Source organism: Streptomyces sp. TRM70350, from assembly GCF_019219825.1.
In the GTDB taxonomy this organism is placed as follows: Bacteria; Actinomycetota; Actinomycetes; order Streptomycetales; family Streptomycetaceae; genus Streptomyces.
This window is the reverse complement of record NZ_JAHUXH010000019.1, coordinates 40,257-61,602: the sequence shown is the minus strand read 5'-3', so window position 1 is coordinate 61,602 and position 21,346 is coordinate 40,257. Positions and strand designations below refer to the sequence as shown.

17 protein-coding genes and 1 tRNA gene are annotated in these 21,346 nt (G+C 70.4%); 11 read left to right on the top strand and 7 right to left on the bottom strand.

The features are described 5' to 3' along the window. Positions 1 to 293: 293 nt before the first annotated feature. The gene (gene hisC, locus KWI83_RS25245) at positions 294 to 1,373 is read left to right on the top strand and encodes a histidinol-phosphate transaminase (RefSeq protein ID WP_218516674.1); all 1,080 of its coding nucleotides are present in this window, start codon (positions 294 to 296) and stop codon (positions 1,371 to 1,373) included. A 163-nt stretch (positions 1,374 to 1,536) separates the two neighbouring features. On the opposite strand, the gene KWI83_RS25240 is transcribed toward hisC, so the two are convergent. Continuing rightward, positions 1,537 to 1,926 carry a cyclophilin-like fold protein gene (locus KWI83_RS25240; protein ID WP_218516673.1) on the bottom strand — a complete coding sequence of 130 codons (390 nt, stop codon included), beginning with the start codon at positions 1,924 to 1,926 and terminating at the stop codon, positions 1,537 to 1,539. A gap of 200 nt (positions 1,927 to 2,126) precedes the next feature. Here KWI83_RS25240 and KWI83_RS25235 point away from each other — a divergent pair, with 200 nt between their 5' ends. The 4 genes from KWI83_RS25235 (at position 2,127) to KWI83_RS25220 (ending at position 9,744) form a co-directional block, all read left to right on the top strand. Beyond that, positions 2,127 to 3,632, top strand: coding sequence for a cytochrome ubiquinol oxidase subunit I (locus KWI83_RS25235; protein WP_218516672.1), 1,506 nt, complete (start codon positions 2,127 to 2,129; stop codon positions 3,630 to 3,632). A gap of 20 nt (positions 3,633 to 3,652) precedes the next feature. Beyond that, positions 3,653 to 4,657: a cytochrome d ubiquinol oxidase subunit II gene (cydB, locus tag KWI83_RS25230; RefSeq protein WP_218516671.1), complete on the top strand. Its 1,005-nt coding sequence runs from the start codon at positions 3,653 to 3,655 to the stop codon at positions 4,655 to 4,657. A gap of 60 nt (positions 4,658 to 4,717) precedes the next feature. After that, the gene (gene cydD, locus KWI83_RS25225) at positions 4,718 to 8,467 is read left to right on the top strand and encodes a thiol reductant ABC exporter subunit CydD (RefSeq protein WP_218516670.1); all 3,750 of its coding nucleotides are present in this window, start codon (positions 4,718 to 4,720) and stop codon (positions 8,465 to 8,467) included. A gap of 218 nt (positions 8,468 to 8,685) precedes the next feature. After that, positions 8,686 to 9,744 carry a M23 family metallopeptidase gene (locus KWI83_RS25220; RefSeq protein WP_218516669.1) on the top strand — a complete coding sequence of 353 codons (1,059 nt, stop codon included), beginning with the start codon at positions 8,686 to 8,688 and terminating at the stop codon, positions 9,742 to 9,744. 31 nt (positions 9,745 to 9,775) lie between these two features. On the opposite strand, the gene KWI83_RS25215 is transcribed toward KWI83_RS25220, so the two are convergent. The 4 genes from KWI83_RS25215 to KWI83_RS25200 all read right to left on the bottom strand — a co-directional run bounded on the left by KWI83_RS25215 (position 9,776) and on the right by KWI83_RS25200 (position 14,472). Continuing rightward, a complete protein-coding gene (locus tag KWI83_RS25215; protein WP_218516668.1) occupies positions 9,776 to 10,663 on the bottom strand; it encodes an HAD family hydrolase in 888 nt (295 codons plus the stop codon). 129 nt (positions 10,664 to 10,792) lie between these two features. Beyond that, positions 10,793 to 11,695 (bottom strand): LLM class flavin-dependent oxidoreductase, encoded by a 903-nt coding sequence (locus KWI83_RS25210; protein WP_218516667.1) that lies wholly within the window; start codon positions 11,693 to 11,695, stop codon positions 10,793 to 10,795. Positions 11,696 to 11,875: 180 nt separating this feature from the next. Continuing rightward, on the bottom strand, positions 11,876 to 13,627 hold the full coding sequence (locus tag KWI83_RS25205) for an SDR family oxidoreductase (protein ID WP_256362778.1): 1,752 nt from the start codon (positions 13,625 to 13,627) through the stop codon (positions 11,876 to 11,878). A gap of 2 nt (positions 13,628 to 13,629) precedes the next feature. Then, positions 13,630 to 14,472: a M24 family metallopeptidase gene (locus KWI83_RS25200; RefSeq protein WP_218516665.1), complete on the bottom strand. Its 843-nt coding sequence runs from the start codon at positions 14,470 to 14,472 to the stop codon at positions 13,630 to 13,632. Positions 14,473 to 14,708: 236 nt separating this feature from the next. Here KWI83_RS25200 and KWI83_RS25195 point away from each other — a divergent pair, with 236 nt between their 5' ends. The 6 genes from KWI83_RS25195 to KWI83_RS25170 all read left to right on the top strand — a co-directional run bounded on the left by KWI83_RS25195 (position 14,709) and on the right by KWI83_RS25170 (position 18,938). Beyond that, on the top strand, positions 14,709 to 15,692 hold the full coding sequence (locus KWI83_RS25195; RefSeq protein ID WP_218516735.1) for an ABC transporter ATP-binding protein: 984 nt from the start codon (positions 14,709 to 14,711) through the stop codon (positions 15,690 to 15,692). Next, the gene (locus KWI83_RS25190; RefSeq protein WP_218516664.1) at positions 15,682 to 16,590 is read left to right on the top strand and encodes an ABC transporter permease; all 909 of its coding nucleotides are present in this window, start codon (positions 15,682 to 15,684) and stop codon (positions 16,588 to 16,590) included. The genes KWI83_RS25195 and KWI83_RS25190 overlap by 11 nt, the downstream gene beginning before the upstream one ends. Beyond that, positions 16,587 to 17,498: an ABC transporter ATP-binding protein gene (locus KWI83_RS25185; protein ID WP_218516663.1), complete on the top strand. Its 912-nt coding sequence runs from the start codon at positions 16,587 to 16,589 to the stop codon at positions 17,496 to 17,498. The genes KWI83_RS25190 and KWI83_RS25185 overlap by 4 nt, the downstream gene beginning before the upstream one ends. Positions 17,499 to 17,508: 10 nt before the next feature. Then, a complete protein-coding gene (locus KWI83_RS25180) occupies positions 17,509 to 18,228 on the top strand; it encodes an ABC transporter permease subunit (RefSeq protein ID WP_218516662.1) in 720 nt (239 codons plus the stop codon). Positions 18,229 to 18,327: 99 nt separating this feature from the next. Beyond that, positions 18,328 to 18,570: a hypothetical protein gene (locus KWI83_RS25175; protein ID WP_218516661.1), complete on the top strand. Its 243-nt coding sequence runs from the start codon at positions 18,328 to 18,330 to the stop codon at positions 18,568 to 18,570. 281 nt (positions 18,571 to 18,851) lie between these two features. Then, positions 18,852 to 18,938 (top strand) — tRNA-Ser (locus KWI83_RS25170). A gap of 105 nt (positions 18,939 to 19,043) precedes the next feature. On the opposite strand, the gene KWI83_RS25165 is transcribed toward KWI83_RS25170, so the two are convergent. Both KWI83_RS25165 and serS read right to left on the bottom strand, forming a co-directional pair. Further along, on the bottom strand, positions 19,044 to 19,862 hold the full coding sequence (locus tag KWI83_RS25165; protein WP_218516660.1) for an HAD family hydrolase: 819 nt from the start codon (positions 19,860 to 19,862) through the stop codon (positions 19,044 to 19,046). After that, entirely contained in the window at positions 19,859 to 21,136 is a 1,278-nt protein-coding gene (gene serS / locus KWI83_RS25160) for a serine--tRNA ligase (protein WP_218516659.1), read from the bottom strand. Before serS ends, KWI83_RS25165 begins: the two co-directional genes overlap by 4 nt. Positions 21,137 to 21,346 lie beyond the last annotated feature (210 nt).

Sequence of the window (21,346 nt, the reverse complement as noted above, 5' to 3'; positions counted from 1 at the left end):
GTGACTTGTCGGCGCGTACGGGCCTGCCAACACACCGATGTTTCGAAGAGGTCTCAACTCACCTGACCGGGCGATGCGCGCTACGGCGTGAGCCACCGGCGCGTAGATATATGTACGGCGCGCCCCCCGATTCGTACGCCTTCATACGGTGTTGCCGCTGATGCCAGTGGGACTGATGAGGTCTGATCCCACCCTTCCTCACCCATACGCAGTCGCCCCGAATCCTCATAAGGTGAGAAGCATTGGAAGCCGGCGGCGGTCAGGGGCCGCCGGTGGTCGCGAGGAGGACTGCGGTGAGCGAGACGAGCCCCAAGCTGCGCGCCGAGCTGGAGGGAATTCCCACCTACAAGCCGGGTCGGCCGGCCGCGGCCGACGGGCCGGTGGCATACAAGCTGTCCTCCAACGAGAACCCCTATCCGCCGCTGCCCGGCGTGATGGAGAGCGTGACGGCCGCCGCCTCGTCCTTCAACCGCTACCCGGACATGTTCTGCACGGACCTGGTGAACGAGCTGTCCAACCGTTTCGGCGTCCCCGCGTCCCACCTGGCCACCGGCACCGGCTCGGTCGGTGTCGCCCAGCAGCTGGTGCAGTCCACCAGCGGGCCCGGCGACGAGGTGATCTACGCCTGGCGCTCCTTCGAGGCGTACCCGATCATCACGCAGATCAGCGGTGCCACGTCCGTGCAGGTGCCGCTGACGCCGGGGGCCGTGCACGACCTGGACGCGATGGCGGACGCGATCACGGACCGGACGCGGCTGATCTTCGTCTGCAACCCCAACAACCCCACCGGCACGGCCGTACGGCGGGCCGAGCTGGAGCGCTTCCTGGACCGGGTGCCGGGCGATGTGCTGGTCGTGCTCGACGAGGCGTACCGCGAGTTCATCCGCGACCCCGAGGTGCCGGACGGCGTCGAGCTGTACCGCGAGCGGGCCAACGTCTGTGTTCTGCGGACGTTTTCGAAGGCGTACGGCCTGGCTGGTCTGCGCGTCGGGTTCGCCATCGCGCATGAACCGGTGGCGGCCGCGCTGCGCAAGACGGCGGTGCCGTTCGGGGTGAGTCGGCTGGCGCAGGAGGCGGCGATCGCCTCGCTGCGCGCCGAGGACGAGTTGCTCGGCCGGGTCGGGTCGCTGGTGTGTGAGCGCAATCGCGTGGTCGACGGACTGCGTGACAAGGGCTGGACGGTCCCCGAGACCCAGGCCAACTTTGTGTGGCTGCCGCTGGGCGAGCGCACGGTCGCCTTCGCGGCGGCGTGCGAGCAGGCGGGTGTGGTCGTGCGGCCGTTCCCGGGCGAGGGTGTGCGCGTGACGGTCGGGGAGGCCGAGGGGAACGACATCTTCCTGAAGGTGGCGGAGGGGTTCCGAAGGGAGCTCTGAAGTCCTGAAGGGACTTGAGGTCCGGGAACTCCGAGGTCAGGAAGGAGCTCTGAGGTCCGGGAACTCTGAGGACCGGAAGGAGCTCTGAGGCAGGGTGAGGCGGCGACCGCGGCGGCACAGTCGAGGGGGCGGTCGCCCAGACCCTGGGAGATCGTCCCCTCGCTCAGGCGTCCATGACCTCCACCCGGATCGGGTCGCCGTCGTGGACCGTCGCCAGGATGCGGGGATCGCCGTCGATACGGCCGAGGATGTTGCAGGGGCTGGCGAGGCGGCACTCGTCGCCTCGGGAGATGGGCGTGGGCCCGTAGGGGAGTGCGAGGGCGTCGCCGTCGGTCCAGAAGACCACCGTGCCGGGCTCGACGACCTGCCGAGCGTCCGTTTCACGTGAAACGGCGACGCCCGTGTCGAAGTAGACCTCCTCGCCCCAAGTGCGTGCGGTGGAGGCGAGCGGCAGTGCCTTGGCGAGGGCTCGCGTCGTCGGGGTGTCGTCGAGGGTCGCGGTGAGGTGCCCCGAGGGCCAGGAGATCCGGATCTGTGTCGGCTGTGTCTGCATGCCGGGCATTCAACAATACGTTGAAGTTGCTGCCAAGGGGTTGACGGGGGGTAAGGGGACCCCCCTTCGGATATCGAGAATCCGTGCGTCATAATGGCTTGTGAATGTGAACGCGTTCACAAGCTCGCCCGTTGCCTGGGATGTGTAGGGCAAAAGGGGCAAACTGCCGCAGTGTCCACGGCGATGTAAGGAGAGACGACGTGGAATTGGCTTTGGCGCCGGAGACTCTGGCGCGATGGCAGTTCGGCATCACCACCGTCTACCACTTCCTGTTCGTCCCCCTGACGATCTCGCTCGCCGCCCTCACGGCCGGCCTGCAGACCGCCTGGGTGCGCACCGAGAAGGAGAAGTACCTCAGGGCGACCAAGTTCTGGGGCAAGCTCTTCCTGATCAACATCGCCATGGGTGTCGTCACCGGCATCGTGCAGGAGTTCCAGTTCGGCATGAACTGGTCCGCCTACTCGCGCTTCGTCGGTGACGTCTTCGGCGCGCCCCTCGCCTTCGAAGCCCTCATCGCCTTCTTCTTCGAGTCCACCTTCATCGGCCTGTGGATCTTCGGCTGGGACAAGCTGCCGAAAAAGATCCACCTGGCCTGCATATGGATGGTCTCGATCGGCACGCTGCTGTCGGCGTACTTCATCCTCGCGGCGAACTCGTGGATGCAGCACCCGGTCGGCTACCGGATCAACGAGGAGAAGGGACGGGCCGAGCTCACCGACTTCTGGGTCGTGCTCACCCAGAACACCACGCTCAACCAGGTCTTCCACAGCTTCTCCGCGGCTTTCCTGACCGGTGGCGCCTTCATGGTGGGCATCGCCGCCTTCCACCTGATGCGCAAGAAGCACATCCCGGTCATGCGGACGTCCCTCCGGCTCGGCCTGGTCACGGTGGCGGTCGGCGGCCTGCTCACCGCGGTCAGCGGAGACACCCTCGGCAAGGTCATGTACGAGCAGCAGCCGATGAAGATGGCCGCGGCCGAGGCCCTGTGGGACGGCGAGAAGCCGGCGCCCTTCTCGGTGTTCGCGTACGGGGACGTCGACAAGGGGCACAACAAGGTGGCCCTGGAGATACCCGGCCTGCTCTCCTTCCTGGCCCACAGCGACTTCGAGTCGTACGTGCCGGGCATCAACGACACCAACAAGGCCCTCCAGGAGAAGTTCGGCCCCGGTGACTACAAGCCCATCGTCCCCGTCGCCTACTGGAGCTTCCGCTGGATGATCGGCTTCGGCATGGCGTCGCTCTCCATCGGCCTGCTCGGGCTGTGGCTCACGCGGAAGAAGTTCCTGCTGCCGGCCGCGTACCGAACCGGGGAGGAGGAGGTCCCGCATCTGGTGCTGCTGACGACGCCGCTCCGCCCGCGACTCACCCGCCTGTACTGGCTGGTGGCGGTCTGGACGATGGCCTTCCCGCTGATCGCCAACTCCTGGGGCTGGATCTTCACCGAGATGGGCCGTCAGCCGTGGGTCGTCTACGGCCTGTTCCAGACCCGCGACGCGGTCTCCCCCGGTGTCTCCCAGGGCGAGATCCTCACCTCGATGATCGCCTTCACGACGCTCTACGCCATCCTCGCCGTGATCGAGGTCAAGCTGCTCGTGAAGTACGTCAAGGCCGGCCCGCCCGAGCTCACCGAGGCCGACCTGAACCCGCCCACGAAGATCGGCGGCGACGCCCGTGACGCCGACAAGCCGATGGCCTTCTCGTACTAGGCCGAGGGAGCTGCACAGTCATGGAACTGCACGACGTCTGGTTCGTCCTGATCGCCGTCCTGTGGACCGGCTACTTCTTCCTGGAGGGCTTCGACTTCGGGGTCGGTGTCCTCACCAAGCTGCTGGCCCGTAACCGGCCCGAGAAGCGCGTGCTGATCAACACGATCGGTCCGGTGTGGGACGGCAACGAGGTGTGGCTGCTGTCCGCCGGCGGCGCGACGTTCGCCGCCTTCCCCGAGTGGTACGCGACACTCTTCTCGGGCTTCTACCTGCCGCTGCTGCTCATCCTGATCTGCCTGATCGTCCGGGGCGTCGCCTTCGAGTACCGGGCCAAGCGGCCCGAGGAGAACTGGCAGCGCAACTGGGAGCACGCGATCTTCTGGTGCTCGCTGATCCCGGCCTTCCTGTGGGGTGTGGCCTTCGGCAACATCGTCGGGGGCGTGAAGATCGACCGGAACTTCGAGTACGTCGGCACCCTCTGGGACCTGTTCAACCCGTACGCGCTGCTCGGCGGTCTGGTGACGCTGACGCTGTTCACCTTCCACGGTGCGGTGTTCACAGCACTCAAGACGGTCGGGGACATCCGGGAGCGGGCCCGCAAGCTGGCCTTCCAGGTCGGTCTTGTGACGGCCGGGCTGGCGGTGCTCTTCCTGCTGTGGACGCAGGTCGAGAGCGGGAACGGCAAGAGCCTGGTCGCCATGGTGGTCGCGGTGGCCGCGCTGGTCGTCGCGCTGGTGGCGAACCAGGCCGGGCGCGAGGGCTGGTCGTTCGCGCTCTCCGGCGTCACCATCGTCGCCGCCGTCGCGATGCTCTTCCTGTCGCTGTTTCCGAACGTCATGCCGTCCTCGCTCGATGAGGGATGGAGTCTGACGGTCACCAACGCCTCGTCGAGCCCGTACACCCTGAAGATCATGACCTGGTGCGCTGCGATCGCCACACCGATCGTCCTGCTCTACCAGTCGTGGACCTACTGGGTGTTCCGCAAGCGGATCGGTACGCAGCACATCGCCGAACCCGCACATTGAGTCCGGCCGGGGTGTGTTTCACGTGAAACACACCCCACGGGACTGAAGGGCATGTTTCACGTGAAACCCATTGATCCGCGTCTCCTGCGCCACGCCCGCGCCACCCGGCTCTTCCTGGTGGCGGTCGTCGGTCTGGGTGCCGTCGGCGCCGGGCTGGTCGTCGCCCAGGCCATGCTCATCGCCGAGACGGTTGTCGGCGCGTTCCAGCACGGGATGTCCGTCGCGGAACTCCGCACTCCTCTCGTGCTGCTGGTGGCCGTCGCCTGCGGTCGGGCGCTGGTCTCCTGGCTCACCGAACTCGCCGCGCACCGGGCCAGTGCCGCGGTGAAGTCCGAGCTTCGGGGACGGCTGCTGGAGCGCTCCGCGCAGCTCGGTCCCGGGTGGCTGAGCGGGCAGCGCACCGGATCGCTGGTCGCTCTCGCCACGCGCGGAGTCGACGCCCTCGACGACTACTTCTCGCGCTATCTGCCGCAGCTGGGCCTCGCGGTGGTCGTACCGGTGGCCGTGCTGGCGCGGATCGTCACCGAGGACTGGGTTTCCGCCGCCATCATCGTCGGCACCCTGCCGCTCATCCCGATCTTCATGGTGCTGATCGGCTGGGCCACCCAGTCCCGGATGGACCGTCAGTGGCGGCTGGTGTCCCGGTTGTCCGGGCACTTTCTGGACGTGGTCGCCGGGCTGCCGACCCTGAAGGTGTTCGGGCGGGCCAAGGCGCAGGCCGAGTCGATCAAGCGGATCACCGACGAGTACCGGCAGGCCACGATGCGCACGCTGCGGATCGCGTTCCTGTCGTCGTTCGCGCTGGAGCTGCTCGCCACGATCTCGGTCGCGCTGGTCGCCGTGACCATCGGCATGCGGCTCGTGCACGGCGAGATGGACCTCTACATCGGCCTGGTCATCCTGATCCTCGCGCCCGAGGCGTATCTGCCGCTGCGGCAGGTGGGCGCGCAGTACCACGCGGCGGCCGAGGGGCTCGCCGCGGCCGAGGAGATCTTCTCGGTCCTGGAGACGCCGGCGCCGGAGTCGGGGACCCGGACCCCGTCGGCGGGTGCGCTGTCCTTCGAGGGCGTGACCGTCCGGTACCCGGGACGGGCCACGGACGCCGTGTCCGACGTGACTTTCGACGTCGAGCCCGGGGAGACGGTCGCGCTCGTCGGGCCGAGCGGTGTGGGCAAGTCGACGCTGCTGAACGCGCTGCTGGGGTTCGTGCGGCCGACCGAGGGGCGGGTGCGGATCGGGGGAGTGGACCTCACCGAGGTCGACCTGGAGCAGTGGCGGGCGCGGATCGCCTGGGTGCCGCAGTGGCCGCACCTGTACGCCGGGACGATCGCCGAGAACGTACGGCTGGCCCGCCCCGACGCGGACGCCGCCGCCGTACGCCGGGCGTTGGCGGACGCGGGAGCGCTCGCGTTCGTGGACGCCCTCCCGCAGGGCGTCGACACCGTGCTCGGCGAGGACGGCGCCGGATTGTCCGCCGGGCAGCGGCAGCGGCTCGCGCTGGCCCGGGCCTTCCTCGCGGACCGGCCCGTACTGCTGCTCGACGAGCCGACGGCCGCGCTCGACGGGCAGACCGAGGCCGAAGTCGTGGCGGCGGTACGGCGGCTGGCGGCCGGGCGGACCGTGCTGCTGGTCGTGCACCGACCGGCGCTGCTGGGCGTGGCGGACCGGGTGGTGCGGCTGGGCGGGGTTGAACGGGCGGCGCGGCTCGACGAGGCTGTCTGCCCCGCTCGCGCGACCGCCGAGGCTGTCTCCCCCGCTCGCCCGGCCGCCGAGGCGTCGCTGAAGGCAGTCCGTCCGACCGAGATGGGCCCGGCCTTCGCGGCCGCCCGGGAGACGATCGAGGCGGCCCCGGCGTCCGAGTCCCTTCGAGGGACGATCGAGGCGGCCCCGGCGTCCGAGTCCCTTCGAGGGACGATCGAGGCGGCCCCGGCCTCCGAGTCCCTTCGAGGGACGATCGAGGCGGCCCCGGCCTCCGAGACCCTTCGAGGGACGATCCAGACGCTCCCGGCCCCCGAAGCCCTTCGGGACACGCACGAGGCCGCACCCGCGACACGCACCGACGGTGGCGTCCTCGCCCGCGTCCGTGCCCTGTCCGGTGCCCGGCGCGGACGGCTCGGGCTGGCCCTGCTGCTCGGCAGCCTGGCCCTCGGCAGCGCCGTCGGACTCATGGCCACCTCCGGCTGGCTCATCTCGCGGGCCTCGCAGCAGCCGCCCGTGCTGTATCTGATGGTGGCCGTGACCGCCACGCGCGCCTTCGGGATCGGGCGGGCCGTGTTCCGGTACGCCGAGCGGCTCATGTCCCACGACGCGGTGCTGCGCATGCTGGCCGACACCCGGGTGGCCGTCTACCGCCGACTGGAACGGCTGGCGCCCGCCGGGCTGCGCCACGCCCGCCGGGGCGACCTGCTGTCGCGGCTCGTCGCCGATGTGGACGCCCTGCAGGACTACTGGCTCAGGTGGCTGCTGCCCGCCGGTGCCGCGGTCGCCGTTTCCACGGCCGCCGTCGGCTTCACCGGCTGGCTGCTGCCCGAGGCGGGAGCGGTGCTCGCCGTCGGACTGCTCGCGGCGGGCGCCGGCGTCCCGCTGGCCACCGCCGCCGTGGCGCGGCGCGCGGAACGCAGGCTCGCCCCCGCCCGAGGGATGCTCGCGACACGCGTGGCCGACCTGCTCACCGGCACCGCGGAACTCACCGTCGCCGGCGCCCTGCCCGCACGAACCGACGAGACCCGGCGGGCCGACTCCGCGCTCACCCGGATCGCCTCGCGCGCCGCGACCGCCACCGCGATCGGCGACGGGCTCACCGCGCTGATCTCCGGCCTGACCGTCACGGCCGCCGCGCTCGTGGGCGCCCAGGCGGTCGCCGCCGGGCGGCTGAACGGCGTGGCGATGGCCGTCGTCGTGCTCACACCGCTGGCCGCCTTCGAGGCCGTGCTGGGGATGCCGATCGCCGTGCAGTTCCGGCAGCGGGTGCGCAAGAGCGCCGAGCGGGTGTACGAGGTGCTGGACGCCTCCGAGCCCGTCCGCGAACCCGAGCGGCCGCGGCAGGCGCCCGCGTCGCCGTTCCCGATCACCGTCAAGAGCCTGACGGCCCGGCACGCCGGGCAGGACCGGGACGCGCTCGCCGGGCTCGACCTGACGCTCGACAAGGGGCGCCGGGTCGCCGTGGTCGGCGCGTCCGGGTCCGGCAAGACGACGCTCGCGCGGGTGCTGCTGCGCTTCCTGGACGCGGACGCCGGCTCCTACACGCTGGGCGGCGTGGACGCGTACGCCCTGGACGGCGACGACGTACGGCGGCTGGTCGGGCTGTGCGCGCAGGACGCGCACCTCTTCGACAGTTCGGTGCGGGAGAACCTGCTGCTCGCCAGGAAGGACGCCACCGACGACGAACTGCGCGCCGCCCTGAAGCGAGCCCGGCTGCTCGACTGGGCCGACGGCCTGCCCGAGGGGCTCGACACGCTGGTCGGCGAGCATGGGGCGCGGCTGTCCGGTGGACAGCGGCAGCGACTGGCGCTGGCCCGTGCGCTGCTGGCCGACTTCCCCGTCCTCGTCCTCGACGAGCCCGCCGAGCACCTCGACCTGCCGACGGCCGACGCGCTCACCGCGGATCTGCTCGCCGCCACCGAGGGCCGTACGACCCTGCTCATCACGCACCGGCTGGCCGGGCTGGAGGCCGTGGACGAGGTGATCGTGCTGGACGAGGGGCGTGTGGTACAGCGCGGGCCGTACGCGGAGCTGGCCGTGGTGGACGGGCCGTTGCGAGCCATGGCCGAGCGGGAGGCGGAGGCGGAGCTGCTGGTGGGGGTGGGGTAGCCGGTGTTGGCGGGTGTGGGATGGCCGGGGTCCGGTCGGGGTTCGGGTTTCCATGGCACATCGGGATAAAGGGGATCGGAGCATGCCCGCAGCTTCGTCGCCCGTTCCCCAGCCGCCCCCTGTTCGGCCGTAGTGCTCTGCTCCATCCGTGGGCGGCGGTCCCCCATGCGTACGCCTCGACAGGACCGCGGACGGCCGTGCGGGCCAGGATCGCTGACATGCGCTCATCCCGCCGCCTTCGCTGGTTCGTTCCGGCGCTGCTGTGCGCGCTCGCCGTGCTCGCGGCCCGGCCCACCGAGACGCCCGGGAGGAGCCCGGCCCGGGGCGGCCCCGATCCCGGTGTCAGCGCCGAGGTGGCGCGGCTGTACGAGGAGGCGGCCGTGGCGACACGGCAGTACGAGGAGGGACGGCGGCAGGCCGAGGCGTATCGGGCGCGCGCTCAGCAGCTGGACCACCTCCTCGACCGCGAACGGCGGCAACTCGCCGCCCTGCACGAGGACCTGGGCCGGATCGCGCGCGCCCAGTACCGCAGTGGCGGGGACATCCCCCTCACCGCGCGCGTGCTCCTCGCCGACCAGCCCGAGGAACTGCTGCGTAGGCAGCACGCGGTGTCGAAGGCGGACGTCGCCGTGAACACCGCGATCAGCAAGAGCCGTCGTGCGGAGGCCAGGCTCGCGGCGGACGAGGGGAAGGCCGCGGCGCAGTGGGAGGCGCTGGAGCAGCGGAACGCCGAGCTCGCGGCGCTGAAGCAGGACATCGAGCGCAAACTTGAGAAGGCCCGCGAGAGGTTGCAGGCGGAGGCCGACTCCTCCGCCGCGTCGGGCACCTGCCGGGGTGCCGTCCGCCTCGATCAGCCGCACGTGTCCGTCACCCGCCCGTGGGTGTCGCCGGTCGAGAAATACCAGCTGTCCGCGCGGTTCGGCAGCGGCGGGAAGATGTGGGCGAACCGGCACACCGGGCAGGACTTCGCGGTGCCGATCGGTACGCCGGTGCGGGCGGTCGGCGGCGGCCGGGTCGTGAAGGTGTCCTGCGGCGGCGCCTTCGGCATTCAGATCGTGATCGAGCACCCCGGCGGCTACTACACGCAGTACGCCCACCTCGCCTCGGTCGCCGTCGACCAGGGGGATCGTGTGGTGCCGGGGCAGTGGATCGGTCAGTCCGGCACGACCGGCAACTCGACCGGCCCGCACCTGCACTTCGAGGTACGGGTCACTCCGGAGTTGGGGTCGGGGGTGGATCCGGTGCCGTGGCTGGCGGCACGAGGGGTCCACCTGTGACGCCGATGGCCAACGGCTCGCACGCAGACGATCAGACCCGCTCCGCCAGCATCCGCTCGATCACGATCGCCACCCCGTCGTCGTTGTTGGCGACCGTCCGGCCCGACGCCGCGGCGATCACGTCGGGGTGGGCGTTGCCCATGGCGTACGACTGGCCCGCCCAGGTGAGCATCTCGACGTCGTTGGGCATGTCACCGAAGGCGACGACCTCCTCGTGGGAGATACCGCGCTCGGCGCAGCACAGGGCGAGCGTGCTGGCCTTGGAGACGCCGGGGCCGCTGATTTCCAGCAGGGCGCTGGGGCTGGACCGGGTGACGTTGGCGCGCTCGCCGATGGCGAGGCGGGCCAGGGTGAGGAAGGCGTCCGGGTCGATCTCGGGGTGGTAGGCGAGGATCTTGAGCACGGGCTCGCCCGCCCCCGGCGCGTCCGCCGCCAGCAACTGTTCGGCCGGCGCGAGGGCGTCCGGGATCTCCATGTGCAGCTTCGGATAGTCCGGCTCCTGGTGGAAGCCGTACGTCTGCTCCACCGCGTACACCGTGCCGGGCGCCGCGTCCCGCAGCAGTCGTACGGCGTCCAGCGCGTTCTGCCGTGCCAGCTCCCGCACCTTCACGAACCGGTGGGCGCCGGGGCCGCCGTGCAGGTCGACCACGGCGGCGCCGTTGCCGCAGATCGCGAGGCCGTGACCGTGGACGTGGTCGCTGACGACGTCCATCCAGCGGGCCGGGCGGCCGGTGACGAAGAACACCTCGATGCCCGCCTCCTCGGCGGCCGCGAGGGCGGCGATCGTGCGTGGGGACACCGACTTGTCGTCGCGGAGCAGCGTGCCGTCGAGGTCGGTGGCGATCAGCCGGGGTGGAACTGCGGCGGCCGGGGTCTCGGGCTGTCGAGTCGCTGAGGTCACCGGGCCATTCTCGCGCATATGCCTGCACGGCCGTGCGGGAGTCCGCACAGGTTGTGGATACCGCCCCCACCTGTGCCCGTGCGCCCAGTGAGCTCGGTGCGGGCGGGCCGGTTCGGGTGTGCCCCGGCTGGGCTACGGCCGCTCGGCTCAGCTCAGCTGGGCCGGCGCCTCCATCGCGATCTGCTCGAAGACCTTCACCTCGGCGGCGAAGTCCGAGTCCGGGATGGGCCAGTGGATCACGATCTCCGTGAAGCCCAGGTCCCGGTGCCGCCCCGCGAAGTCCACGAACGCGTCGAGGGATTCCAGCGGCCGGTTGCGGTCCGGGGTGAACCCGGTGAGCAGGACCTTGTCCATGCCGGAGGCGTCCCGGCCGATCCCTGCACATGCGTCGGCGAGCCTCTCGGTCTGCCGCCGAATGGCCTGAACCGACTGCTCGGGCGTGCCGTCCTCGTGCAGCTTGGGATCGCCGGTCGTCACCCACGCCTGCCCGTGGCGGGCGGCGAGGTTCAGTCCGCGCGGGCCGGTGGCGGCCACCGCGAACGGCAGTCGGGGGCGCTGCACACAGCCGGGGATGTTGCGCGCCTCGTGCGCCGCGTAGTAGTCGCCGTTGTACGACACCGCGTCCTCGGTGAGCAGCCGGTCCAGCAGCGGCACGAACTCGGCGAAGCGGTCGGCACGCTCCTTCGGGGTCCAGGCCTCCTGGCCCAGGGCGGTGGCGTCGAAGCCGGTGCCGCCCGCGCCGATGCCGAGCGTGATCCGGCCACCGGAGATGTCGTCGAGGGAGATCAGTTCCTTGGCGAGGGTCACCGGATGCCGGAAGTTCGGCGAGGTCACCAGGGTGCCCAGTCGCATCCGGTCGGTGACGGCCGCGGCGGCGGTCAGCGTCGGTACGGCACCGAACCACGGGCCGTCCCGGAAGCTGCGCCAGGACAGATGGTCGTAGGTGTACGCGGTGTGGAAACCGAGCTGCTCCGCGCGCTGCCAGGCCGAACGGCCGCCCTCGTGCCAGCGGCGGTACGGGAGGATCACAGTGCTCAGACGCAGACTCATGGATCCGAGCCTAAGCGGCCTCCAGTGTTTCCCGTGAAACAGTCCCCGTACGTGACGGCTCAGCCGCTGAGACATGGATCACGCACTTGGTTTTGCTCTGGAGGTTTGATCCACAACTAACCGTAGTTATCCACAGGGGAATTGGTGGGGCTGTGGACAACCGCCGGATCACGCCCCCGCTCACAGCCGCGGTTCCACCCGGGCGATCCTGCGCAGCGCGCCCGGCATGAACCGCGAGAGCAGGTAGGCACCGCGCGCCTCAGGAGTCACCGGCACCACCGCCTCGTTGCGCACGACCGCCCGCAGGATCGCGGCGGCGACCTTCTCCGGCGGATAGTTCCGCAGCCCGTACAGGCGTGCGGATCGCTGCTGGCGTCGCTTCTCCTCCGCCGCGTCCACGCCCGCGAACCGTGCCGTCGACGTGATGTTGGTGTTGACGAAGCCGGGGCATATCGCCGTGACACCGATGCCCTGCCCGGCGAGTTCCGCGCGCAGGCACTCGCTCAGCATCAGCACGGCGGCCTTGGAGGTGCTGTAGGCGGGCAGCGTCCGGGAGGGCTGGAACGCCGCCGCCGACGCGGTGTTGACGATGTGGCCGCCCTGCCCGCGCTCGGCCATCTGACGGCCGAAGAGCCGACAGCCGTGGACCACGCCCCACAGGTTGACGTCGAGGACCTTGCGCCAGTCCTCCGGGGTGGTGTCCAGGAAGGACCCGGCCAGGCCGATACCGGCGTTGTTCACCAGTACGTCCACGACGCCGTACTCGGTCGCGACCTTCTCCGCGAGCTTCTCCATGGCCTGCTCGTCGGAGACGTCGACCGTCTCGGCCCAGGCCTCCGGCGCGCCGATCAGGCGGGACATCTCGGCGGTCCGGGACGCCCCCTCCGCGTCCCGGTCGACGGCGATCACCCGCGCGCCGGCCTCCGCGAACGCGAACGCCGTTGCCCTGCCGATGCCGCTGCCCGCCCCCGTGACGAGCACGAGCTGCCCGCCGAAACGGTCCGCGTACCGGCCTGTCGCCTCGATCACCGGCCTGCCTCCTTCGTTCGCGAGCACGAACTCCTCGATCCAGGCGGCCAGCTGGTCCGGACGCGTCCGCGGGATCCAGTGCCTGGCGGGGAGCGTCCGCCGGGTCAGTTGCGGAGCCCAACGCTCCAGGTCGTCGTAGAGCCGCTCGGACAGAAACGCGTCCCCAAGGGGCGTGATGAGCTGCACGGGCGCGTGCGCGTACGCGTCCGGGCGTGGCCTGCGCAGCCGGCGCCGTACGTTGTCCCGGTACAGCCACGCCCCGTGCGCCGCGTCCGTGGGCAGCGACGCGGTCGGGTAGGCGTCGACGGGCGCCTTCTCGATGCGCTTCAGGATGCGCGGCCAGAGTGTGCCGAGGGGGCCGCGCCAGGCCAGTTCCGGCAGGACGGGCGTGTGCAGCAGGTACACGTACCAGGACTTGGCGCCCTGGCCGAGGAGTTGACCGACCCGCCGTGGGGTGGGGCGCTTGAGCCGGTGCTTGATCCAGTGGCCGAAGTGGTCCAGGGACGGCCCGGACATCGAGGTGAACGACGCGATCCGGCCCTCGGTGCGCCGGACGGTGACGAACTCCCAGGCCTGCACCGACCCCCAGTCGTGCCCCACCAGATGCACCGGACGGTCCGGACTCACCGCGTCCACGACGGCCAGGAAGTCGTCCGTCAGCTTCTCCAGCGTGAACCCGCCGCGCAGCGGCTGCGGTGCCGTCGACCGGCCGTGGCCCCGGACGTCGTACAACACGACGTGGAAGCGTGCGGCGAGGCGGTCCGCGACCTCGGACCACACCTCCTTGCTGTCCGGATAGCCGTGCACCAGGACGACCGTCGGCTGCTCCGCATCCCCCAGCTCGGTCACGCAGAGCTCGACCCCGCCCGTGCGCACCCAGCGCTCCCGCGCACCCGTCGGCATCGTCACTTCTCCTCCGCCCAGCGCCGCATGTGCGGCAGATCGTCGTCCAGCCAGAAGGCGCTCTCCTCGGGGTCCCTGGAGTCGGTGACGACGAGGATCTCCTCGAACTTCGCGCCCGTGCCCCGGAACCCGAGGTGCGGTTCCACCGCCCACAGGCCCGGCTGCGGCGGGTGGTCCGAGAAGCGGTACGGCGACCAGAGCGGGGACCAGCCCTCGCGGTGGCCGTGCAGCGCGTCGCTCGCGAGGCCCTTCAGGGACTGCGTGCCGAACCCGAACAACCGGGGGGACCAGCGACGCTCCCGCACCCGGTCCACCTTGTGGGCGATCACCCCGAAGGGGTACGCGCGGTGCCGGTTGGCGTAGCCCTGACGGGTCATGAGGCGGTCCACGTCCTCGTAGATCTCCCGCAGGGAGCGCCGCTCGCGCACCTCGCGCAGGATCAGCTCGCGGTGCGCCTCCAGGTCGGCCATCAGCTTGTTCTGCACGGGATTGATGCCGAGCGAGCCCGAGTAGCCGATGTCCGCGGTGTGGCCCTCGAACACCGGTGCCATGTCGAGGATGAACGGCATCCCCGGCTCGAGGCGCCGGTTGGTGGGGAAGAACTGCAGCGGGACGCGGAAGCCGACGAACGCCGTGCGGTCGCCGAACCAGGCGAACGGCAGGTGGAACCAGTCCCGCACACCCCGCTCGCGCAGCCACTCGCGCTGCATCCGCGCCGCCTCACGCTCGGTCACACCCGGCTTCAGCTGGGCGGCCACGGCCTCCGCGCACTCGTAGGCGAGGCGCTGCACCTTGCGGAACCCACGCAGCTCCGCCGAGCGTTCACTGGTCACTGCCGTCGCCATGGCATCCCGTCCCACCGGTTGCGGTACGTGCTCGTAACTTGACATCGGCGAATGTGACAGTTGTTAGAGGCCGCGTCAATAGGCGTGCGCGGGCCTGTGGACAACCGCACGGATGTGGACAACCTTCGGTCCTCAGGGTGACCCTCAGGGTCCCGTAATACTCAAGGGTGACGTGAAGACGGCTCTGCGGTCTGACGACTTGCGTGGCGAGGATCACTACCGTCGAAGACGTGACTGTGATCGCGACCGAAAGCCTGAGCAAGCGGTTCCCCCGGGTGACCGCGCTTGACCGGCTCTCCGTGGACGTCGGGCCCGGTGTGACCGGACTCGTCGGAGCCAATGGAGCCGGCAAGTCCACACTGATCAAGATCCTGCTGGGTCTGTCCCCCGCCACCGAGGGCCGCGCCGAAGTGCTCGGACTCGATGTCGCCACCAAGGGCGCCGCCATCCGCGAGCGCGTCGGGTACATGCCGGAGCACGACTGTCTGCCGCCCGACGTCTCGGCCACCGAGTTCGTCGTCCACATGGCGCGCATGTCCGGCCTGCCGTCCGCCGCCGCGCGCGAGCGCACCGCGGACACCCTGCGCCACGTCGGCCTGTACGAGGAGCGCTACCGCCCCATCGGCGGCTACTCGACCGGCATGAAGCAGCGCGTCAAGCTGGCGCAGGCCCTTGTCCACGACCCGCAGCTGGTCTTCCTGGACGAGCCGACCAACGGCCTCGACCCGGTCGGCAGGGACGAGATGCTCGGCCTGATCCGCCGGATCTACACCGACTTCGGCATCTCCGTGCTGGTCACCTCCCACCTGCTGGGCGAGTTGGAGCGCACCTGCGACCACGTGGTCGTGGTCGACGGCGGCAAGCTCCTGCGCTCCAGCTCCACCAGGGACTTCACCCAGACCACGACGACCCTCGCCATCGAGGTCACCGACACCGACGAGCACCCGGACGGCACCCGCGCGGTGCGCGACGCGCTCCAGGCGCGCGGAGTGACCGTCGCCGCCGGCAGCGGACTGCCCGGCGCCGGCCATGTCCTGCTGCTCACCGCGCAGGGCGAGGAGACCTACGACCTGGTCCGCGACACGGTCGCCGACCTCGGTCTCGGCCTGGTGCGCATGGAGCAGCGCCGGCACCAGATCGCGGAGGTCTTCACGACCGACACCGAGATGGACACAGACACCGACGAGGAGCGGAAGGAGGCGGTCCGCCATGGCGGTTGAGCAGCCCGTACCCACGGCGCCGGGTGACCAGACCCGTATCCACAACATCGGCTACCGCACGTACGACGGCCCGCGCCTGGGCCGCGCCTACGCCCGCCGCTCCCTCTACTCGCAGTCCCTGCGCGGCTCCTACGGCCTCGGCCGCTCGGTGAAGTCCAAGGTGCTGCCGATGCTGCTGTTCGTGGTGATGTGCGTGCCCGCGGCCATCATGGTCGCCGTCGCGGTCGCCACCAAGGCCAACGACCTGCCGGTCGACTACACGCGCTACGCGATCATCATGCAGGCCGTGATCAGCCTGTACGTCGCCTCGCAGGCGCCCCAGGCCGTCTCGCGCGACCTGCGCTTCAAGACGGTGCCGCTGTACTTCTCGCGGCCCATCGAGACCGCGGACTACGTGCGCGCGAAGTACGCGGCGCTGGCCTCGGCGATGTTCATCCTCACCGCCGCCCCGCTGCTCGTGCTCTATGTGGGCGCGCTGCTGGCCAAGCTCGACTTCGCCGACCAGACCAAGGGATTCGCACAGGGACTTGTCTCCGTGGCACTGCTCTCACTGCTCTTCGCCGGCATCGGCCTGGTCATCGCGTCGGTCACGCCGCGCCGCGGCTTCGGCATCGCGGCCGTGATCGCCGTGCTGACCATCTCCTACGGCGCGGTGTCCACCCTGCAGGCCATCGCGGACGTGCAGGGCACCTCGGACTCCATCGCCTGGATCGGCCTCTTCTCGCCCATCACCCTCATCGACGGAGTGCAGTCCGCCTTCCTCGGTGCGGAGTCGACGTTCCCCGGCGGGGTCGGCCCCACGAACGCCGAGGGCGTCGTGTACGTCATCGTCGCCCTGGGCCTCGTCGCCGCGAGCTACGGCCTGCTGATGCGCCGCTACAAGAAGGTGGGACTGTGACCACGCTCTCCCTCGACCACGTCTCCCGCTGGTTCGGCAACGTGGTCGCCGTCAACGACATCACCATGACCATCGGCCCCGGCGTCACCGGCCTGCTCGGCCCCAACGGCGCCGGAAAGTCCACCCTGATCAACATGATGGGCGGCTTCCTGGCCCCCTCCACCGGCACCGTCACCCTCGACGGACAGCAGGTGTGGCGCAACGAGAAGATCTACCGGCACATCGGCATCGTCCCCGAGCGCGAGGCGATGTACGACTTCCTCACGGGCCGCGAATTCGTCGTCGCCAACGCCGAGTTGCACGGCCTCGGCGCCAAGGCCGCCCAGAAGGCCCTCGCGACGGTCGAGATGGAGTACGCGCAGGACCGCAAGATCGCCACGTACTCCAAGGGCATGCGGCAGCGCGTGAAGATGGCGTCCGCGCTGGTCCACGACCCGTCGCTGCTCCTGCTGGACGAGCCCTTCAACGGCATGGACCCGCGCCAGCGCATGCAACTCATGGACCTGCTGCGGCGGATGGGCGACGAGGGCCGCACGGTCCTGTTCTCCTCGCACATCCTCGAAGAGGTCGAGCAACTCGCCTGGCACATCGAGGTCGTGGTCGCCGGACGGCACGCGGCCAGCGGTGACTTCCGCAAGATCCGCCGCCTGATGACCGACCGACCGCACCGCTACCTGGTGCGTTCCAGCGACGATCGCGCGCTCGCGGCCGCGCTGATCGCCGACCCGTCGACGTCCGGCATCGAGGTCGACCTCACCGAGGGCGCGTTGCGCATCCAGGCCGTCGACTTCGGCCGCTTCACCGCCCTGCTGCCGCGGGTGGCCCGGGACCACGGCATCCGTCTGCTGACGGTCTCGCCGTCCGACGAGTCCCTCGAGTCCGTGTTCTCGTATCTGGTCGCGGCGTAGGAGGCCAAAGATGTACGACCCCACAGTCGCCCGGCTCACCTACCGGGCCCTGCTCGGCCGGCGCCGGGCCCTCATCCTCGGCGCGCTGCCGCTGCTGCTGATCGCGATCTCCGTGGCCGTGCGCGGCCTCGCCGGCGCCGACGACCAGACCGCCGCCGACCTGCTCGGCGGGCTCGCGCTCGCCACGATGGTGCCGATCATCGGCGTCATCGCGGGCACGGGCGCGATCGGCCCGGAGATCGACGACGGCTCGGTGGTGTATCTGCTGTCCAAGCCGGTGAAGCGACCGACGATCATCTTCACCAAGCTGATCGTGGCGATCGCGGTGACCATGGTGTTCTCGGCGGTGCCCACGCTGATCGCCGGGTTCATCCTGAACGGCAACAGCCAGCAGATCGCCGTCGCCTACACGGTGGCCGCGCTGGTCGCCTCCATCGCCTACGCCGCGCTGTTCCTGCTGCTCGGCACGGTCTCCCGGCACGCGGTGGTGTTCGGCCTGGTCTACGCGCTGGTCTGGGAGGCCCTGTTCGGCTCCCTGGTGTCCGGAGCGCGCACGCTCAGCGTTCAGCAGTGGTCGCTGGCGGTCGCCCACCGGGTCGGCAACGGTGACCTGGTGACCTCGGACGTCGGGCTGCCGACGGCGACGGTGCTGCTGGTCGTGGTCACCGTCCTCGCCACCTGGTACGCCGGGCAGAAGCTGCGGTCGTTGACGCTGGCCGGCGAGGAGTAAAGGTCCGGGCCCCTGACAGGGCCCGGACCTGACGGGGGCTTCACCTCTGTCCAGGCACACTGGGCAAAGGGGATGCACTGCATGAACTGGAGGGCGGGTATGGCAGGCGGGATGCCGCACCACGAGGACCGCGAACAGCCCGGGGACGACGCCTGGGACGACCTGGTCCTGGACGACGACTTCATACGCGCGGCGGATACGTCGGAACCGTCCGCCCGCGCCCGCATGCTGGCCGCCCGCTGGCGCCGCGAGGAACCAGAACCACAGCCGTGGCGCTCCGACGAGCCGCCGGCGGGATGGTTCTTCAGCAAGGCGCGCCGCCGCAAGTGGCGCCGCCGGTAGCGGACGTACGCAGCCTTCCCGGCCTTTTATTCGGTGGCGCCCAACTCACCGTCACGACATAGTGGTTGTGTCCACATCGCCGGACGGTGAGTTCGGCGCCACGGTCTGGGAGAGGAGCCGGACGATGTCCATGCACGGCAGTACGTCCAGCTCCCGTCAGGGCAGCCCGCGGCGGACTCCGGAGTAGTCGCCACCGCTCCGTCGAGCCCGCCCCGCACGGGGAGCTGCCCGGGGCGGCCGCTTCGAGCACGCGATGTCGCTCTCGCGTGGGCCGCCCACCCGGAGGATTGGCCGAGTGGTAAGGCACCGGCTTGCTAAGCCGTGGTCGGGCTGGAAAGCCCGCGCACGTTCGATCCGTGCATCCTCCGCGCGACGTTGTCACTGGCACTGGGTCGACTTCGGGACTGGAGCGACTTCGGGAGTCGACTTCAGGGGTGGGTCGACTTCAGGAGTGCGGTACGCAGTCGGCCGGGTCAGCCCAGCAACCGCTCCACCACCACCGCGATCCCGTCCTCCTCGTTGGACGCGGTCACCTCCTCCGCCACCGCCCGCAGCTCCTCATGGGCGTTGGCCATCGCCACGCCCCGGGCCGCCCAGGCGAACATCGGGATGTCGTTGGGCATGTCGCCGAAGGCGATGGTGTCCGTGGCCTTCACCCCCAGCCGCCGGGCCGCCAGCGACAGCCCCGTCGCCTTGGACAGACCGAGGGGGAGGAGTTCGACGATGCCCTGGCCCGCCATGGTGACGGTGACGAAACCGCCCGCGGCCCGCTGGGCCACCTCCGCGAGCTCGTCGTCGGTCAGGGTCGGGTGCTGGATGTAGATCTTGTTCAGCGGTGCCGACCAGAGATCCGACGCCTCCGTGAAGGGTGTCGCGGGCAGCCCGCCCTGAAGCGCATAGCCCGGTCCGACCAGCACCTCGCCGTCCAGGCCGTCCCGGCTCGCCGCCAGATACAGCGGGCCGACCTCCGCCTCGATCTTGGCCAGGGCCACCCCCGCCAGCTGCCGGTCCAGGGTCACCGACGTCAGCAGACGGTGCTCGCCGACGTCGTACACCTGTGCGCCCTGGCCACAGACGGCGAGGCCGGTGTAGCCGAGGTCGTCGAGGATGTGCCGGGTCCAAGGGGCCCCGCGCCCGGTGACGATGATGTGCGCGGCGCCCGCCGCGGTGGCCGCGGCGAGCGCATCCCGGGTGCGTCGCGAGACCGACTCGTCGGAGCGCAGGAGCGTGCCGTCGAGGTCGGTGGCGATCAGCCGGTAGGGGAACCCGGCGGCGGGAGCCGTGTCGCTCACTTGGCCAGCGGCTCCAGGACCTCCCGGCCGCCCAGATACGGACGCAGCACCTCGGGCACGCGCACGGAGCCGTCGGCCTGCTGGTGGTTCTCAAGGATCGCGACGATCGTGCGCGGTACGGCGCACAGGGTGCCGTTCAGCGTCGCCAGCGGCCGTACGGTCTTCCCCTCACGGACGCGGATCGACAGGCGGCGGGACTGGAACTCGGTGCAGTCCGAGGTCGAGGTCAGCTCGCGGTACTTGCCCTGCGTCGGGATCCACGCCTCGCAGTCGAACTTGCGCGAGGCCGAGGAGCCCAGGTCACCGGAGGCCACGTCGATCACACGGAACGGCAGCTCCAGCGAGGTCAGCCACTGCTTCTCCCACTCCAGCAGGCGCTGGTGCTCGGCCTGTGAGTCCTCGGGAGCCACGTAGGAGAACATCTCGACCTTGTCGAACTGGTGCACGCGGAAGATGCCCCGCGTGTCCTTGCCGTGCGAGCCGGCCTCGCGGCGGAAGCAGGGCGAGAAGCCCGCGTAGCGCAGCGGAAGCCGGTCGGTGTCGAGGATCTCGTCCATGTGGTACGCCGCGAGCGGCACCTCGGACGTGCCGACCAGGTAGAGGTCGTCGTTGGGGAGGTGGTAGATGTCCTGGGCGGCCTGGCCGAGGAAGCCGGTGCCGGCCATCGACTGCGGGCGGACCAGTGCCGGGGTGAGCATCGGGGTGAAGCCGGCCGCCGTGGCCTGCGCCATCGCGGCGTTCACCAGGGCCAGCTCCAGCAGCGCGCCGACACCCGTGAGGAAGTAGAACCGGGACCCGGAGACCTTGGCGCCGCGTTCGACGTCGATCGCGCCGAGAATCTGGCCGAGCTCCAGGTGGTCCTTGGGCTCGAAGCCCTCGGCGCCGAAGTCGCGGATCGTGCCGTGGGTCTCCAGGGTGACGAAGTCCTCCTCGCCGCCCACGGGGACGTCGGGGTGGACGAGGTTGCCGAGCTTGAGGAGCAGCTCCTGGGTCTCGGCGTCGGCCGCGTCGCGCTCGGCGTCGGCGGCCTTGACGTCGGCGGCGAGCTGGCTCGCCTTCTTCAGCAGCTCGGCCTTCTCGTCCCCCGTGGCCTTGGGGATCAGCTTGCCGAGCCCCTTCTGCTCGGCGCGCAGCTCGTCGAAGCGGACGCCGGACGACCTGCGCCGCTCGTCGGCAGACAGGAGAGCGTCGACGAGCGCGACGTCCTCTCCACGGGCGCGCTGGGAGGCGCGCACACGGTCGGGGTCCTCACGGAGCAGGCGAAGGTCAATCACGCGCTCAAGGCTACCGGTGCGGGGTGAGGGGCCACGACTCGCTATTCCGAGCTGCGGCTTACGTACCGCTATGCGGAAATTGCCAGCTGTTGTGCATCCTCGTCAATAATGATCTCCCCGATCCCTTGATCGGGGCAGTCGAAGGTGGTGGGTTGACTGGATTTCCTTGTGGCGAACGGGACTTGGGGCCTCACTTGTCCACAGGAATCC

Excerpts from the sequence above, each read along its gene's own strand:
- KWI83_RS25205 (WP_256362778.1), bottom strand. The coding sequence starts at position 13,627 with ATGCCGACGGGTGCGCGGGAGCGCTGGGTGCGCACGGGCGGGGTCGAG.
- KWI83_RS25220 (WP_218516669.1), top strand. The coding sequence starts at position 8,686 with ATGCGCTCATCCCGCCGCCTTCGCTGGTTCGTTCCGGCGCTGCTGTGC.
- KWI83_RS25180 (WP_218516662.1), top strand. The coding sequence starts at position 17,509 with ATGTACGACCCCACAGTCGCCCGGCTCACCTACCGGGCCCTGCTCGGC.
- KWI83_RS25215 (WP_218516668.1), bottom strand. The coding sequence starts at position 10,663 with ATGCGCGAGAATGGCCCGGTGACCTCAGCGACTCGACAGCCCGAGACC.
- KWI83_RS25175 (WP_218516661.1), top strand. The coding sequence starts at position 18,328 with ATGGCAGGCGGGATGCCGCACCACGAGGACCGCGAACAGCCCGGGGAC.
- KWI83_RS25240 (WP_218516673.1), bottom strand. The coding sequence starts at position 1,926 with ATGCAGACACAGCCGACACAGATCCGGATCTCCTGGCCCTCGGGGCAC.
- cydB (WP_218516671.1), top strand. The coding sequence starts at position 3,653 with ATGGAACTGCACGACGTCTGGTTCGTCCTGATCGCCGTCCTGTGGACC.
- KWI83_RS25200 (WP_218516665.1), bottom strand. The coding sequence starts at position 14,472 with ATGGCGACGGCAGTGACCAGTGAACGCTCGGCGGAGCTGCGTGGGTTC.
- KWI83_RS25210 (WP_218516667.1), bottom strand. The coding sequence starts at position 11,695 with ATGAGTCTGCGTCTGAGCACTGTGATCCTCCCGTACCGCCGCTGGCAC.
- KWI83_RS25190 (WP_218516664.1), top strand. The coding sequence starts at position 15,682 with ATGGCGGTTGAGCAGCCCGTACCCACGGCGCCGGGTGACCAGACCCGT.